The 14,819-nt window shown below is 43.2% G+C and carries 17 protein-coding genes; 12 read left to right on the top strand and 5 right to left on the bottom strand.

All coding sequences use genetic code 11. The features are described from left to right. Nucleotides 1-363: 363 nt before the first annotated feature. From ACM0OZ_RS20320 to ACM0OZ_RS20340, 5 genes are all read left to right on the top strand, one after another. Complete coding sequence (locus ACM0OZ_RS20320) at nt 364-2,316, top strand: S9 family peptidase (RefSeq protein WP_414584629.1); 1,953 nt, start codon at nt 364-366, stop codon at nt 2,314-2,316. 210 nt (nt 2,317-2,526) lie between these two features. Next, nucleotides 2,527-2,658 carry a hypothetical protein gene (locus tag ACM0OZ_RS20325; RefSeq protein WP_414584630.1) on the top strand — a complete coding sequence of 44 codons (132 nt, stop codon included), beginning with the start codon at nt 2,527-2,529 and terminating at the stop codon, nt 2,656-2,658. 235 nt (nt 2,659-2,893) lie between these two features. Further along, nucleotides 2,894-3,367: a TspO/MBR family protein gene (locus ACM0OZ_RS20330; protein ID WP_414584631.1), complete on the top strand. Its 474-nt coding sequence runs from the start codon at nt 2,894-2,896 to the stop codon at nt 3,365-3,367. After that, on the top strand, nt 3,360-3,542 hold the full coding sequence (locus ACM0OZ_RS20335) for a hypothetical protein (protein ID WP_414584632.1): 183 nt from the start codon (nt 3,360-3,362) through the stop codon (nt 3,540-3,542). Before ACM0OZ_RS20330 ends, ACM0OZ_RS20335 begins: the two co-directional genes overlap by 8 nt. 55 nt (nt 3,543-3,597) lie before the next feature. Continuing rightward, complete coding sequence (locus ACM0OZ_RS20340) at nt 3,598-4,071, top strand: TspO/MBR family protein (protein ID WP_414584633.1); 474 nt, start codon at nt 3,598-3,600, stop codon at nt 4,069-4,071. 10 nt (nt 4,072-4,081) lie between these two features. On the opposite strand, the gene ACM0OZ_RS20345 is transcribed toward ACM0OZ_RS20340, so the two are convergent. Next, a complete protein-coding gene (locus tag ACM0OZ_RS20345; RefSeq protein ID WP_414584634.1) occupies nt 4,082-4,789 on the bottom strand; it encodes a M15 family metallopeptidase in 708 nt (235 codons plus the stop codon). After that, nucleotides 4,786-5,046 (bottom strand): membrane protein insertion efficiency factor YidD, encoded by a 261-nt coding sequence (gene yidD / locus ACM0OZ_RS20350; RefSeq protein WP_414584635.1) that lies wholly within the window; start codon nt 5,044-5,046, stop codon nt 4,786-4,788. Before yidD ends, ACM0OZ_RS20345 begins: the two co-directional genes overlap by 4 nt. A gap of 62 nt (nt 5,047-5,108) precedes the next feature. Between yidD and ACM0OZ_RS20355 the strand changes: the two genes are divergently transcribed. Continuing rightward, on the top strand, nt 5,109-5,810 hold the full coding sequence (locus ACM0OZ_RS20355) for a diacylglycerol/polyprenol kinase family protein (RefSeq protein ID WP_414584636.1): 702 nt from the start codon (nt 5,109-5,111) through the stop codon (nt 5,808-5,810). 63 nt (nt 5,811-5,873) lie between these two features. Here the strand turns inward: ACM0OZ_RS20355 and ACM0OZ_RS20360 are convergent, their stop codons facing one another. Then, complete coding sequence (locus ACM0OZ_RS20360) at nt 5,874-6,308, bottom strand: hypothetical protein (RefSeq protein WP_414584637.1); 435 nt, start codon at nt 6,306-6,308, stop codon at nt 5,874-5,876. Between the two features lie 240 nt (nt 6,309-6,548). On the opposite strand from ACM0OZ_RS20360, the gene ACM0OZ_RS20365 reads away from it, so the two are divergent. Beyond that, the gene (locus ACM0OZ_RS20365) at nt 6,549-6,680 is read left to right on the top strand and encodes a hypothetical protein (protein WP_414584638.1); all 132 of its coding nucleotides are present in this window, start codon (nt 6,549-6,551) and stop codon (nt 6,678-6,680) included. A gap of 1,320 nt (nt 6,681-8,000) precedes the next feature. On the opposite strand, the gene ACM0OZ_RS20370 is transcribed toward ACM0OZ_RS20365, so the two are convergent. After that, nucleotides 8,001-8,348 (bottom strand): helix-turn-helix domain-containing protein, encoded by a 348-nt coding sequence (locus tag ACM0OZ_RS20370; RefSeq protein ID WP_414584709.1) that lies wholly within the window; start codon nt 8,346-8,348, stop codon nt 8,001-8,003. A 258-nt stretch (nt 8,349-8,606) separates the two neighbouring features. Here ACM0OZ_RS20370 and ACM0OZ_RS20375 point away from each other — a divergent pair, with 258 nt between their 5' ends. Continuing rightward, nucleotides 8,607-9,221 carry a hypothetical protein gene (locus ACM0OZ_RS20375; protein WP_414584710.1) on the top strand — a complete coding sequence of 205 codons (615 nt, stop codon included), beginning with the start codon at nt 8,607-8,609 and terminating at the stop codon, nt 9,219-9,221. A 127-nt stretch (nt 9,222-9,348) separates the two neighbouring features. On the opposite strand, the gene ACM0OZ_RS20380 is transcribed toward ACM0OZ_RS20375, so the two are convergent. After that, nucleotides 9,349-9,501 (bottom strand): hypothetical protein, encoded by a 153-nt coding sequence (locus tag ACM0OZ_RS20380; protein ID WP_198940988.1) that lies wholly within the window; start codon nt 9,499-9,501, stop codon nt 9,349-9,351. Between the two features lie 412 nt (nt 9,502-9,913). Here ACM0OZ_RS20380 and ACM0OZ_RS20385 point away from each other — a divergent pair, with 412 nt between their 5' ends. The 4 genes from ACM0OZ_RS20385 (at nt 9,914) to ACM0OZ_RS20400 (ending at nt 14,774) form a co-directional block, all read left to right on the top strand. Continuing rightward, on the top strand, nt 9,914-11,407 hold the full coding sequence (locus ACM0OZ_RS20385) for a nicotinate phosphoribosyltransferase (RefSeq protein ID WP_414584640.1): 1,494 nt from the start codon (nt 9,914-9,916) through the stop codon (nt 11,405-11,407). 128 nt (nt 11,408-11,535) lie between these two features. Next, nucleotides 11,536-12,120, top strand: a complete 585-nt coding sequence (locus ACM0OZ_RS20390) for a nicotinate-nucleotide adenylyltransferase (RefSeq protein ID WP_414584711.1) — start codon at nt 11,536-11,538, stop codon at nt 12,118-12,120. 90 nt (nt 12,121-12,210) lie between these two features. Then, nucleotides 12,211-12,957, top strand: a complete 747-nt coding sequence (locus ACM0OZ_RS20395) for an NUDIX hydrolase (protein WP_414584641.1) — start codon at nt 12,211-12,213, stop codon at nt 12,955-12,957. A 113-nt stretch (nt 12,958-13,070) separates the two neighbouring features. After that, complete coding sequence (locus tag ACM0OZ_RS20400; protein WP_414584642.1) at nt 13,071-14,774, top strand: NAD+ synthase; 1,704 nt, start codon at nt 13,071-13,073, stop codon at nt 14,772-14,774. The last annotated feature ends 45 nt before the right edge of the window (nt 14,775-14,819 follow it).

A 14,819-nucleotide genomic window follows, 5' to 3' on the forward strand; every position in this document is an offset into this window, starting at 1 on the left:
AGAACCTGGTGAGCGAGTCTTTTATACTCGTGAGTGAGTATCAGAATCTCGTGAGCGAGTCTTTTATATTCATGAGGGAGTATTAGAATCTCGTGAGTGAGTATCAGAAGCTGGTGAGCGAGTCTTTTATACTCGTGAGTGAGTATTAGAACCTCGTGAACGAGTCTTTTATACTTGTGGGCGTTGCTGAATTCAGGGATGATTCTTGTGGGGTAGGCATCCTACCTACCCAAAAAATTCAAGGGAAGGGCTGTCCGGTTCATCCCACAAAAACACAAAATTCATCCTGCAAATATGCAACGTCACACTTGTGACTGTCTTTGCAAGCATTCGCCTTTGCAGGTTTTCCAGTGTATTCAGTTTATGAACAAAAAATATTTCTCTATAGCAGCTGTACCCTTAGCAGTTACAGCCACTCTCCTCACCAACATCAGTCAATCCTTAGCTGCTTTACCGCCACTCATTCCCCGACAGATTCTATTTGGAAATCCAGAAAGAACGAATCCGCAACTCTCTCCCGATGGGAAATACTTGACATACATTGCACCTGATAAAAATAATGTTTTACAGGTATGGATACGCACTGTAGGTAAGAACGACGATCGCGTGCTAACCGCTGATCAAAACCGGGGTATCCGTAGTTACTTTTGGACTTATAACGGTGAGCAATTAATATACTTGCAAGATACAGATGGTGATGAAAACTATCATTTTTATGCTGTTAATGTAAAGTCCAACCAGGTGCGCGACCTGACACCATACAAGGGCGTGAAAGCGCAAATGATCGCCCTAGATCCCAATTTTCCTAATGAAATGCTAGTGGGGATGAATATCAAAGACCCCCGCAAGCACGATGCTTACCGTATCGACCTGAAAACGGGAACAGCAAAGCTAGAATTAGAAAACTCCGTCAACGTGACTGACTCAGTTGCAGATCCACAGTTAAAAATCCGTGCATCTGTAGCCACGACTCCTGATGGTGGTTCTACCTTATCCGTTAGGGAAACAACAAATCAACCCTGGAAGATAGTTCGCAAATGGGGACCTGATGATCAAGGTGGTGCTGTCGGGTTTTCAGGTGATGGCAAAACGCTTTATATCACGGGTAGTCATAATGCGAATGCGACACGAGTTTTGGCGCTTAACTTAGCAACGGGTAAAGAAAGCGTGATTGCCCAAGACCCGCAGTATGATCAGGGAGGGATGTTTATTCATCCAACGAAACGCCAAATTCAGGCTGTTGGCTTTTATAAAGATAAATTAGAGTGGCAAGTACTTGATAAAAGTATTGCCTCAGATTTTCAGACAATATCCAAAGTCCGCCGAGGGGAATTTTCCGTAGTTGACCGCGACTTGGCTGATAAAACTTGGCTAGTCTCTTACCGTATCGATAACGGTCCGGCCTATTACTACATCTACGACCGTACCTCCAAGCAAAGCAAACTCCTCTTCAGCAATCAACCAAAATTGGAAGGTCTACAACTCGCCCAAATGAAACCGATTTCTTACAAATCTCGGGACGGGTTGACTATTCACGGCTACCTGACAACACCTGTAGGAATTCCAGCAAAAAATTTACCCACAGTCTTACTCGTGCATGGTGGACCTTGGGCGCGGGATATTTGGGGTTATGACCCAGAAGCGCAGTGGCTAGCAAACCGTGGCTACGCAGTTGTGCAAGTCAACTTTCGAGGTTCTACCGGATACGGCAAAAAGTTCCTTAACGCTGGAAATCGTGAATGGGCGGGTAAAATGCATAATGACTTGATTGATGGCGTTAACTGGATTGTCCAACAGGGTATCGCTGATCGGAAAAAAGTTGCGATCATGGGTGGTTCCTACGGCGGTTATGCGACTTTGGTAGGATTGACATTCACTCCTGATGTGTTTGCTGCTGGTGTAGATATTGTTGGTCCTAGCAACTTGCTCACGCTGTTAAAAAGTATTCCTCCTTATTGGGAGTCGGGGCGGGCGGAATTCTACAATCGTGTCGGTAATCTAGAAAAAGAGCCAGATTTCCTCAAGTCTCGTTCTCCGTTATTTTTTGTAGATCGCATCAAAGTACCGTTGCTGATTGGACAAGGTGCAAACGACCCACGAGTGAAGCAGGCGGAAAGTGAACAAATCGTTACAGCCATGCGAAAAGCAAATAAGCCTGTAGAGTACATCGTCTACACAGATGAAGGACACAGTTTTGCGCGTCCGCAAAACAGGTTACACTTCTTTGCTAAAGCCGAAGAGTTTCTTGCCAAATACCTAGGGGGACGCGTAGAACCGATAGGTAATATACCCGGACATTCTGGGGTCGTTAAGTAGAGACAAATCAATTCAAAATTTGGAATCTCCCTCATCCCCCTCATCCCCCTCATCCTCCCCATCTCTGTTTATCAAACTCAGGTATGATGAGTAATCAGCCCGTGACCTGACAAAATCGCACTATATGGCGTGAAAAGAGCCATGCAAAGGTTCACCAACCTCGCCCGTTATGGACGAGGATTGACCAAACCAATTTGGACAACGTAAGCGGTGAATAGCCCAATTGAGCCTAGTCCTGGTACAAACTTCCGAATGCTTCCCCAGTTCGGACTATCTTTAAGCCTGATTGGTCAGGCGTTGGGTAATGCCAAGAATCTTGGATTAGGTGGGCGAGGGGACTAATTACGGGAAAGCTGGTTCCTGGGATTATATTCATTCAAAAAACCAGCATTCAAATATAAAGCCGTCCCCCTCGCGCTCGTCCCTTCGGGACACGCTCTTGCAACGCGAGAAGTTAAAAGTATCAAGTCAAAAGTCAAAAATAATTCTTTTATTCACTTTTGACTTTTGAATGAGTGAATTTTGATTTCCCGAAGGGAGGGACGGGGTTTCTACCCATAATTTTCGATGACGGGACATGATTAAATCTTGGATGGTGATTGGGGGAGTGGCTTTCTTAGTCGCTTTGGGTGCTAACTTCATTACTCCTGGCGATGTCAAGTGGTTCAAGCGTCTACAAAGACCCAGATGGTTAACTTTTGAAGCAGCGATTCCAGTTATCTGGACTATTGTATTTATTTGCGGTGCTTGGTCAGCTTATATTGTTTGGGAAAAAGACCCAGGAACCACCGCAACCTGGTCGCGTATGGGATTATACCTGCTTCTGGAAATTGTTACCATTGCCTTCAACCCTGTGATGTTGCGGCTTCGCAGTCTTAAGGCGGGTACGATTATCGGCGGTACGGGTTTCGTTATAGGCATTATATTAACACTTGTAGTTTTACCTGTTTCTGGTTGGGCGGCACTGCTCCTCGTTCCTTACTTGCTTTGGAGTCCAATAGGTACATACACCACTTGGACAATGAAACGACTCAATCCTCAAGATGCCTAAAGCGAGCCGAGAAGATGAGGAGGATGAGGAGGATGAGGAGGACAAGGGAGAAGTAGAAATTCTCCCTGATCTCCCTGATCTCCCTGATCTCCCTGATCTCCCTGATCTCCCTCACTCCCTCTCTCCCTCCCTCCTCAAATATTCATCCCTGCGGTTGATTAAACTCATGCCCTAAATTGCCACAATTACCTTGAAAACCTTGACAAAATACTTAAAAAGGTATATAAAAAATGGTTCCATCTTGGATAGTAATTGGGGCAGTCACTTTTTTAATCGCGGTTGGTAGTTTTTTCATCACGCCTCGTGATGTCAAATGGTTTGCACGGTTAAGTCGTCCCCGGTGGCTAATTTTTGAGCCACTTATCCCGATCATTTGGACTGTAATTTTTATTTGCGGTGCTGCTTCTGCCTATATTGTCTGGGAAAAGAATCCAGGAAGCTTGATAACCTGGGTAGTGATGGGTTTATACCTCCTGCTAGAAATTATTACAATCGCCTACATCCCGGCAATGCTAAGGTGGCGGAGTCTCAGAGTAGGGGAAATTCTTGGATCAGTTGGTGTGATCTTGGGTGTGTTGCTCACACTCTCCGTTTTGCCGATTTCTAAACTAGCGGCGCTGTTACTCGTTCCATATTTGGTTTGGAGTCCAGTGGGAACTTACACCACTGAGGAGTTAATCCAGCTCAACCCTCAAGATGCTTAGGTGCGTTACACTACACAACACGTCCATATCGTGCAACAACTGGATTGCTGGGATTGGCTTGATTATTCAGCCAAGCCCACATCTGATCACCTAGGGAAAAGTGCCACCATTCTCTGGGATTGCGCTGAAATCCTGCTTTTTGCATAACATCGCACAATAGCTGACGATGAGCATGATACTGTTGTGGCTGTGCGGTGGAAGAATGAGCAAAGTAGTCTGGATGCGATCGCCCTGACAGTTCATCTATGGGCGAACCCATATTCACAATTTCCCCCGTATTATCTACCAGTGTCACATCAACAGCAGCGCCGGTACTGTGGGGAGGCGGAGTTTTTTCATCCAAACTGGGTTCCGCCCAAATTTTGTACACCTCCTCCCAGATAGCTTGGCTATTTTCTGGTGATAACTCAGCCTCGCTGAGTCCCGCCATCTGCAAAGCTTCGCCAAAAGCGTAATTAACCATAAACTGTTGTACAGCGACAGGACGATAAGCATCAAAGATTTGGATACGCCAGTTAGGAAGCAGCAGTTGCAAGTAATTTTGGGCTGCTATCAAATTGTCAACGACGCTTTGGCGAAGAAAATAAGCGGAGTGTTCCCCATAAGGCGCACCCAGTTTTTCATAAGGATGCGGAGATTCCACCGCGAACAGTTCCAAAGGAATCTTTACCAATGGTTCACCACACTCAATGATTGGTACTTTATGATAAGGTCTCATTCGTGATGTTCACAGCAAGACGAGTGTTTTGTTGCTGTCCCTAACGCCTCTGGTACGGGATCGTAACCGCCCGGATGAAATGGATGGCATCGCAAAATCCGCCGAATTGCTAACCAACTACCGCGCCAGACTCCAAATCGCTCAATTGCTTGAATAGCATACATTGAACAAGTTGGTTGAAAGCGACAGGTGGGAAGAAACACCGGCGAGATAAACATTCGGTAGAAGCGAATCAGCAAAATCAATAATAATTTCATTGCTGTCCCCGAAATCTAATAAAGTGATAATAAAGATTATATTTTTCCATTTTGTTGCATCTTTGCTAACTTCATTTTTTGATTTAGAGTCGATTTCCCCTTTGTGGCTGCAAAGTGCTGCCGTTGCAATTTGGGTGTTGCTCATGCTTTTCGCCGCATCGCTGGTGAATCGCTTTGCCAATAAAGATCCAGAAATTATCCGGAAGATAGTCCACATTGGCACTGGCAATGTGATTCTGCTAGCTTGGTGGCTAAATATCCCCGCAAGTGTAGGCATTACGGCTTCGATTGTAGCGAGTACTGTTACTTTATTGTCCTACCGATTTCCGATTCTCCCTGGTATTGATAGCGTCGGACGCAAAAGTTTTGGGACATTTTTTTATGCCGTTAGTATTGGTGTTTTAATTGCCTGTTTCTGGACGCTGCAACAACCCCAGTATGCCGTACTAGGAGTTTTGGTTATGACATGGGGAGATGGATTTGCAGCATTAGTTGGGCAGAGATTTGGGCAACACAAATACAGGATCTTTGACAGACAAAAAAGTTGGGAAGGTTCCCTGACAATGACAGTTGTGAGTTTTGTGATCACGAGTTTGATTTTAGTCAGTGTACAAGGGAACCTTTGGCAAACTTGGCTGATATCTTTGACGGTTGCCTTAGTCGCTACTTGCCTAGAAGTTTTTTCGCTTTTCGGTATTGATAATTTGACAGTTCCTTTAGGTAGTGCCGCCCTAGCTTTTGTTTTAAGCCAGTTCTTGTATTAACAGTTACCAGTTACCAGTTACCAGTTACCAGTTATCAGTTATCACTGTTGACTGTTCAGTGTTTTAATGGTATTGGCGCCCGTGACGGTGATATCTGTAGGGGTTGCGATACAGATGGCTGTCATAAATGTAGTCGGGGTGGTTTTGCCCATGACGGTAATATCTGTGGTAATTGCCATGCCCTCTGCGGTAATGAATATACTGCGGACGGTAATATCGGCGACGGTAATGCTGTCTGTAGCTTTGTGGGCACGGTCTATGATGACGGGAATATCGGCGACGGGGCTTATGATGGTGGTGTTTATGGTGTTTTAGTTGTTCAGTATCAGCCTCCCAATCTGTTTGAATTGACGAATCATCACCAATCTCAGCAACTTGCGCTTTCAATTCCTCCGGTTCTGGCTGCGTCTGAACTCCTTTTTGTAATGATGCTGCGGCAATCTCAAAGCCGAGGCAACTAGGCAAAACTAAAGCACTAACTATGAATTTCCAAAACATTGTTTCACGCTCCTCATTTCTCGTTCCCTAGCAAAAGTAGGGAATGTGTAGTGTGATTTGACTGAAATAGGATTTACGCAGTGAAACGAAAAGGCTGATTGTGCTGAAGAAAAGTCTATATAAATGCATTACCACTTCAAGCAGGGTGAAGAGAGTTCTTAGTGAGCGCTACTCCACTGTTTTAAAATTATTTACATATTGGCGCAGCCGTGCCGCACCGCGAGGGCAATCGCCGTTTGATTGACTTATTGGGAGATTTTCCTTTCAGGACTGGCGGTGTGGACTACGGTGTGGACTGATTGCGGTGGTAGGTGCGGTGTAGATGATGGGGAAGAAGACACAGGGGCGATCGCGGTTTGGTTTAGAAAATGATAGTTTCCCGATGTATGTTTCAAGCTTGTATGACAAAATCTAAAATTTTTATTAAATATTCCTTAACTGTCTTAACTGTCTTAACTGTCCTTTCCTCTCTTTTTCACTTGTGTTAACTTTTTTAATATTTGTTTTACCTGTCTAATACTGAATAGAACAAATATTGGTTCAGCATACGCCTCCAGTGGTTGCTATTACTGGAGGTTTTCCTATAAATATCACTTCCTTAAAATTTAATTCTGGAAATCTAAAAAAAATATTAAGTATTTCTTAACTGTCCTAACTGTCTTAACTGTCCTTGCATCTTTGACATAACTATAAGAAGATGTGTAAGTGAAAAAGCGCAGTAAGTAAAACGACTTAAAAAAACCAAACTATCTGAAGATAAGTAAATACGTATGATGTAGCTAGCACAGTAACAAGGGTATGGGTAGCCGTTTAAGGGTATTTCTCACACCAGAACAAGATAAAACTCTTTTCAATTTAAGAAAGGAGGATGTACCACAGAAAGTAAAAGACCGAGCACAAGTAATTACAACGTATTGCAGGTTTATGAGGTACAGTAACAGCAATTTGTAAACCAATTTTTTAGATGTTGGGGATTAACGCTCATCAAGCGCAGTTCTAATTAGAACATCAACCCTAAATGCAGTGGTTGGAGAAAATTGTCGTAAAAAAGCGCGATTGCTCCGACCACCAATGTTCGATGGGATTAAACTCAGGATTCGGGGGGAGATTGATAAAGAACCCTTGCACCCTTTGATTGAATTAAAGGCTCTATTTTCTTCACTTTATGGACAGGAACATTATCCATTACAACTACAGCACCTTCGCATAGTTCAGGAAGCAGACATTTCAAGGGCAAAGACAATAAGATGCGTTCCCATTCATCGAACAATTTCATTGTCATTACAGCCAAAATTTGTTTCAAGCTAATTACCCCAATGACTGTCACCTTCGACCCAAGGGTTTAATCGTTTAAAATCATACACCCTACTTCCGTGAGGACTTCTTGCCTGAGTTCGTGTCAACCCCAATAAAACACCCATTCATCAATGAAAATTAAGTTTTCTGGGTCTACTTGTTTAACTTGCTGCTAATACTCAATTCTCAACTTTTGAACTCTTTGTGTCTTCCCTTGGCTGCTGCGTAGCGTCTTTCTCTTGAAAAGTTTGCTCAACGGGGGGAACCCCCCTTCGGGTATGCCTTCGGCACGCCAAGGGCGTTAGCGTAGCTCCTCCTACGGAGGCACGCAGTCCCCTACGGCGGGAAACCCTTTCGGCAGTCGCCTCCGGAGGGAAACCCTCCCGCAGCGCTGCCTCACTGCAGGGCTGTCTCAGCGCACGCAACTTTTCGCTTTTTTAACGTAAGTTTTTGTTTTTGTAATGCACGACACATGGTACTTGTACTTACCCAATGATTATAAGTTGTACCCCAATATTCACAATATTCTAATAATGTCGCGTCTGGATATTGTTCAACCATTGCAGCAAGTTGAGTTTCACATCGATCCAACTCTCCCTTCATGACTCCACCCTGTTGTCTCGGTTTTAAATGACCTTGAGTTTTCTTCATCCAGAGCAGTTTTTGTACAAAACTTTTAGCTACACCAAATCTCGAGGCCACCTTCCTGACTGAGGTGTCTCCCTGTTCGTAGGTCTTTACTATTTTTTCTCGCTGTTTCGTTGGAGTAAGCTTTCATTTTAGCCGTTCATGCACTACTAAGACTGTACCTCATTTACCTGCAATCTGCTGTATGTAAAAAATCTAACAAATTTCTAACGCAGGACAGAATATAACATAGCTAAAGTCATAGCTAGAGAGAGATTCAGATTAGAAGTTACTAAATAAATATATATAAAAAAGAAATCTGGCTATTATAAGCCCGAAAAAGTCAAATTTTCCTAAAATTTAGCAATGAATAAAATGAATTTTTTTAATAATTCTGTGCCACCTCTGCGTCGCAAACAAGCACCGCTAAATATTCACGAGTTAGAAGAAGGACTTTGGTTTGTTAACTGGCAAATTGGCAAAACGAAGCTTTATTCAAATTTTTATACCCGCATAGACCAGGCTTTCATAATTTGGGGTTTGCTTATCATACCAATGTTTGCAACTGCCCAGTTTTTACCTATAGGTTGGGACTTGCAGGCGGCTTTGTGGTCAATCCTCTCTTTTATTGGTACTGCAGCAATGGTCTATTGGAGTACCTATTGGGTCAAACGAAAGCAGGTTATCTGGATACTGTATTGCTGGGTACTGCTGATGTTATTGGGGGTCGTCTTAACTGATTTGGGTATTTTTCTAGGATGGGGAGAAATTTTATTGAATCTCTGTCCTTTATGGTTGGGTCTATGTGCTTTAGGCTACTTGTGTACTGGGTTAGCAGTGCGATCGCGTACCTTACTATTCACAGGCGTAGTTCATGTACTGGGAATTTTCATCTTGCCTTATAGCGGTAGTTGGCAATTTCTGACGACCGGCGGTTTAATGGTCATCTGCTTACTACTACTTGCTGAATTCGAGTGGGATCACTGTTAACCAGGAGACGTAACAACAAAGGAGAGTAACTAATAATTAATAATAATTAATAACTAAAAAAATAGGTGGATGTCGGATTTTCCTCTCCACCTATTTTGATTTCTATTAGCTCTTTTTATAAAATCATTTACCAAGTGTCGGCTGCCCTTTCGTTATAAGGTTCTCCTGTAAACGGTTGTACACCAATATTAGGATATGCATCGTCATTAGGTCCAAAAATACGCATTGCAGCTTCAGAAATATATTGCATCACTCTAGCAAGCATCCTGGAGAAAGCCATAATATGAGACCCCCGTTTTTTGTAATCGCTTTCATTGCGATATATCTTCTGACATATCTACTCTAGTGCCTGACATTCTCTGTTGGCACTCATAGGCAATATATCTACATTCTCTGCAATATTCATTGATAGATAGTTGCAATACTTTAGCTAAGAAAACTGCCAAATTAAGGTTCAAGGATAAGGGTTTGAAGTGTAAATCAATGTGGATGTGACTATTCATCCTCCATTTGGCATACTTTCACATTTGACTGAACCCTATGCAATATAACAATCCTACTAAATTATTCCTGAACAACAAGATTCCCGGCTTCTTTAAAAAGTCGGAAATCTGAGCCTGTTTCAAATTAACATTACTTTATGGTAAAATTTACCATAAAGCAAAGAAGTATTCTTCTAAAGGCGCTATGCCATGACAAGTTTCCCAAACTTGAACTATGGATATACAAACAACCAGCAACAGCAGAACATAGAGAATCCGGAACTGACACTTTCTGCTGTTGATTACAGCCTGCTGACAGATCTTTACCAGTTGACAATGACAGCTTGTTATACAGGTGAAGGTTTAGAACAACGACGAGCAAGCTTTGAGTTGTTTGTCAGACGTTTGCCAGACAATTTTGGCTATTTGATTGCTATGGGGCTGGCGCAAGCGTTGGAATATTTGGAAAAATTCCGCTTTAGTCCTTCTGGGATAGAGGCTTTGCAGGCGACAGGAATTTTTGCTAAAGCTCCCGAGAACTTTTGGTCACTGCTGGCTGAGGGACGTTTTACTGGGGATGTTTGGGCTGTACCCGAGGGAACAGCGGTGTTTGCGAATGAACCTCTGTTGCGAGTGGAAGCACCGCTTTGGCAAGCGCAACTGGTAGAAACTTACCTTTTAAATACCTTAAATTATCAGAGTTTGATTGCCACACGTGCAGCAAGATTACGCGATGTGGCGTCTCAAGCAACACTGCTGGAATTTGGGACAAGACGTGCCTTTAGCCCTCAAGCGTCTTTGTGGGCGGCGCGTGCAGCTTTGGCTGGTGGTTTGGATGCGACATCAAACGTGTTAGCTGCGCTACAACTGGGAGAAAAACCTAGTGGTACGATGGCTCACGCTCTTGTTATGGCATTGTCAGCAATGGAAGGTAGCGAAGACCAAGCGTTCACAGTGTTTCAACGGTATTTTCCAGGTGCACCTTTGTTAATTGATACTTACGATACCATCGCTGCTGCCGAGCGGTTAGCGGCGAAGGTCAATTCAGGAGAAATGAAATTATCAGGGGTTCGGTTGGACTCTGGTGATTTGGTTTCATTGTCAAAACAAGTGCGATCGCTTCTTCCGGGTGTATCAATATTTGCTAGTGGCGATTTGGACGAGTGGGAAATAGCCCGACTGGTTGCTGCTGGTGCCCAGATTGATGGTTATGGACTGGGAACGCGACTGGTGACAGGTTCCCCTATCAATGGAGTCTACAAACTGGTTGAAATTGACGGCATCCCCGTGATGAAACACTCGAGTGGTAAAGCAACTTACCCAGGACGCAAGCAGATTTTTCGCTTCTTTGAGAGAGGGAAAGTGAAAGCAGACTCTTTGGGTTTGGCTGCACAACAGCAAACAGAGAAAATACAAGAAACAGAAGAAACAGAAGAAACAGAAAAAACAACAGATAAGAATGTAAAATTTCTTCAATCTTCGGAAGTGCCTTTGTTGCAGTTGTTTCTTAAGGAAGGCAAACGAGTGCAACCTGTAGAGACGTTGGCGGAAATTCGACAAAGAACTGCTACTTCGGTTGCTAGTTTGCCGGATGAAACGCGGCGTTTCGATAATCCGGTATCAGTGAGGGTAGAGATTTCCACCCAGTTAGAAGAGTTGACTCAAAAGACGAAGAACAATACCGCGCAGGTACAGAGGGGATGAGGGTTCCGGAGGGGGATGAGGGTTCCGGAGGGGGATGAGGGGGATGAGGGAGAGAGGGAGGGAGTGGGGGAGAATAACTAATGACTAATGACTAATGACTAATGACTAATGACTATTAATTAATGACTATGAAAGTTGCTTTATTTGGTACGAGTGCCGATCCACCAACTGCTGGGCATCAAGCAATTATCCGCTGGCTCTCAGAGCATTTTGATTATGTGGCAGTTTGGGCGGCGAATAATCCATTTAAGTCGCATCAAACACCTTTGGAACATCGGGTGGCGATGTTGCACTTGTTAATTACGGACATAAATTCGTCAAAGCACAATATTGGCTTGGAACAGGAATTAAGTAGCTTGAGAACGCTGGAAACGTTGGAGAAAGCAAAAGAGCGTTGGGGAGAGGCAGAGTTTACATTAGTGATAGGTTCAGATTTGCTAGCTCAGCTGCCTCATTGGTATCGTATTGAAGATTTGTTGCAGCAAGTACAACTTTTAGTCGTACAGCGTCCGGGATATGCAATAGATGAATCTAGCTTGCTCTTCGTGCAAAATCTTGGGGGGGAAGTCACAGTTGCCAATTTTATTGGTCCAGATGTGTCCTCGACAGCTTATCGTGAAAGTGGCGACAAGGAAGCCCTAACACCTCTTGTCGTTGACTATATTCATAAAGAGCATTTGTACAAATGTTTGTCCGAAAATTTGACTTGTTGAACTATGAGCGCCTCCGCTACCATAGAATTCCGCCACCCCTAAATTCCCTCTAGCTTAAAGGAAAAGCAAGGCTTTGAACAATTAGTTTCCATGCCAGGACGCCACCAAAGAAAGATTGCAGACCAGTTAAAACAACCACCTTTAGCAGATTTCAAAGTTGGTGTTGATAACGTAATTTTCTCTGTAGATACTGCACAAAATCGACTGCTAGTTTTATTAGTCATGAGGCAGCAGGAGCCATTTTTAAACCATTGGAGTCTTCCTGGTACTTTGGTGCGTCAAGGTGAGTCTTTAGAAGATGCTGCTTATCGCATTATGGCTGAAAAAATTAGGGTAAAAAATCTTTATTTGGAGCAGCTGTATACTTTTGGAGGTCCTGAACGAGATCCACGAGAAGTAATCGGTAGTTATGGTGTGCGTTATCTATCAGTCAGTTACTTTGCCCTTGTACGGTTTGAGGAAGCAGAATTGATGACTGATGGAGTTACTGGCATAGCTTGGTACCCTGTAAAGCAAGTGCCGCAGTTAGCTTTTGACCATCACAAAATTTTGGCATATGGACACAGGCGTTTGCGAAATAAGTTGGAGTATAGCCCAGTGGCGTTTGAAGTTTTGCCAGAAATGTTTACTTTAAATGATTTATACCAGTTATACACAACAGTTTTAGGGGAAAATTTTTCTGATTACTCTAATTTTCGAGCGCGTCTCCTCAAGTTAGGTTTTTTATGCGATACAGGAACAAAAGTGTCGCGTGGTGCTGGTCGTCCAGCGAGTTTATATCGTTTTGATGCCGAAGCTTTTGCTCCATTGAAAGATAAACCTTTAGTTTTTATCTAACGGCTTTCAAAAATTAAGAATTAGTTAAATTATCTGTGTCAATCTGTAGTTTTACATAAAAATTTCAAATTTTTGCCAGAAGTCTAACCTCTAATCCAAAATTCAAAATCAAAATGAAGATTGCGATCGCTCAAATTAATCCTACAATTGGTGATTTGCCTGGAAATGCACGACAAATTCTGGAGGCGGCACAAAAGGCAGTATCAGAAGGTGCGCGTTTGTTGCTAACGCCAGAACTTTCTTTATGTGGTTATCCACCGCGTGATTTGTTACTAAATCCTAGTTTTTTACAGGCAATGTCCATTGCCTTGCAACAATTAGCAAGAGATTTGCCACCAGAATTAGCTGTGTTGGTAGGAACCGTTGAAAATAATTTAACAGCGCACACTCATGGCGGGAAAAGTTTATTTAATACCATTGCTTTATTAGAAAAAGGTAGGGTGCAGCAACTTTTTCACAAGCGCCTTTTGCCAACGTATGATGTGTTTGATGAACATCGCTATTTTGAAGCTGGTTCAGAAGCGAATTATTTCACATTAGATGATGTTCCAATTGGTGTCACGATTTGTGAAGATTTGTGGAATGATGAAGACTTTTGGGGGAAAAGAAGTTATATCACGAATCCAATTGCTGACTTAGCAATTTTGGGTGTAGATTTTATTGTGAATTTGTCTGCCTCTCCTTACAGTGTTGGCAAGCAGAAGTTCCGAGAAGCAATGCTGAAGCATAGTGCAGTGCGTTTTCGGCAACCGATTATCTATACCAATCAGGTAGGCGGCAATGATGATTTAATTTTTGATGGCAGAAGTTTTGCCTTAAATCGTCAAGGTGAAATAGTGTGCCGTGCCTATGGTTTTAAACAAGATTTGGTCGTCGTGGAATTTGATGAGGTGCAACGAGATTTACAGTTAGGTTCCATATCACCAGAATACGAGTCTGAGGATGAGGAAATTTGGCAGGCTTTGGTTTTAGGATTGCGAGATTATGTGCGCAAGTGCGGCTTTTCTAAGGTGGTGCTGGGGTTAAGTGGCGGAGTAGATTCTTCATTGGTGGCGGCGATCGCTAGCGCTGCATTAGGTAAAGCAAATGTCCTCGGTGTTCTCATGCCTTCCCCTTACAGTTCCGACCATTCTATCAGCGATGCTTTAGCATTGGCAGAAAATCTTGGGATTAAAACCCACACCATCCCAATAGGAGAGTTAATGCAAGGATATGACAAGACACTAGCCGAGTTGTTTGCTGGAACGGAGTTTGGACTAGCAGAGGAAAATCTTCAATCCCGAATTAGGGGGAATTTATTGATGGCACTATCCAATAAATTCGGTCATCTCCTCCTATCGACTGGTAATAAGTCAGAAATGGCAGTTGGTTACTGCACGCTTTACGGTGATATGAATGGAGGGTTAGCAGTGATTGCTGATGTCCCTAAAACGCGTGTTTACTCGATTTGCCAATGGTTAAATAGCAATGGTGAAATCATCCCGCAAAATGTCCTCACCAAACCACCCAGCGCCGAACTTAAACCTGGTCAAGTTGACCAAGATTCGCTACCGCCTTACGATATTTTGGACGACATCTTGCAACGCTTGATTCACAACCATGAGTCTACAGCAGAAATTGTCGCAGCAGGTCATGACCCAGCGACTGTAGACAGAATCATTACTTTAGTGGCGCGTGCAGAATTTAAACGGCGACAAGCACCCCCAGGATTGAAAATTACAGATCGTGCTTTTGGGACTGGTTGGCGAATGCCTATTGCTAGTAAATGGGCTGCTATCAAAAATAGTTACAATCGAGTTTTTTCTCTACGACAATAGCTCCCCTGCTGGATTTACAATTCCTTTGTTGATGTAAAAAGTATT

Source organism: Scytonema sp. PCC 10023 (assembly GCF_963920835.1).
In the GTDB taxonomy this organism is placed as follows: Bacteria; Cyanobacteriota; Cyanobacteriia; order Cyanobacteriales; family Nostocaceae; genus Kalymmatonema.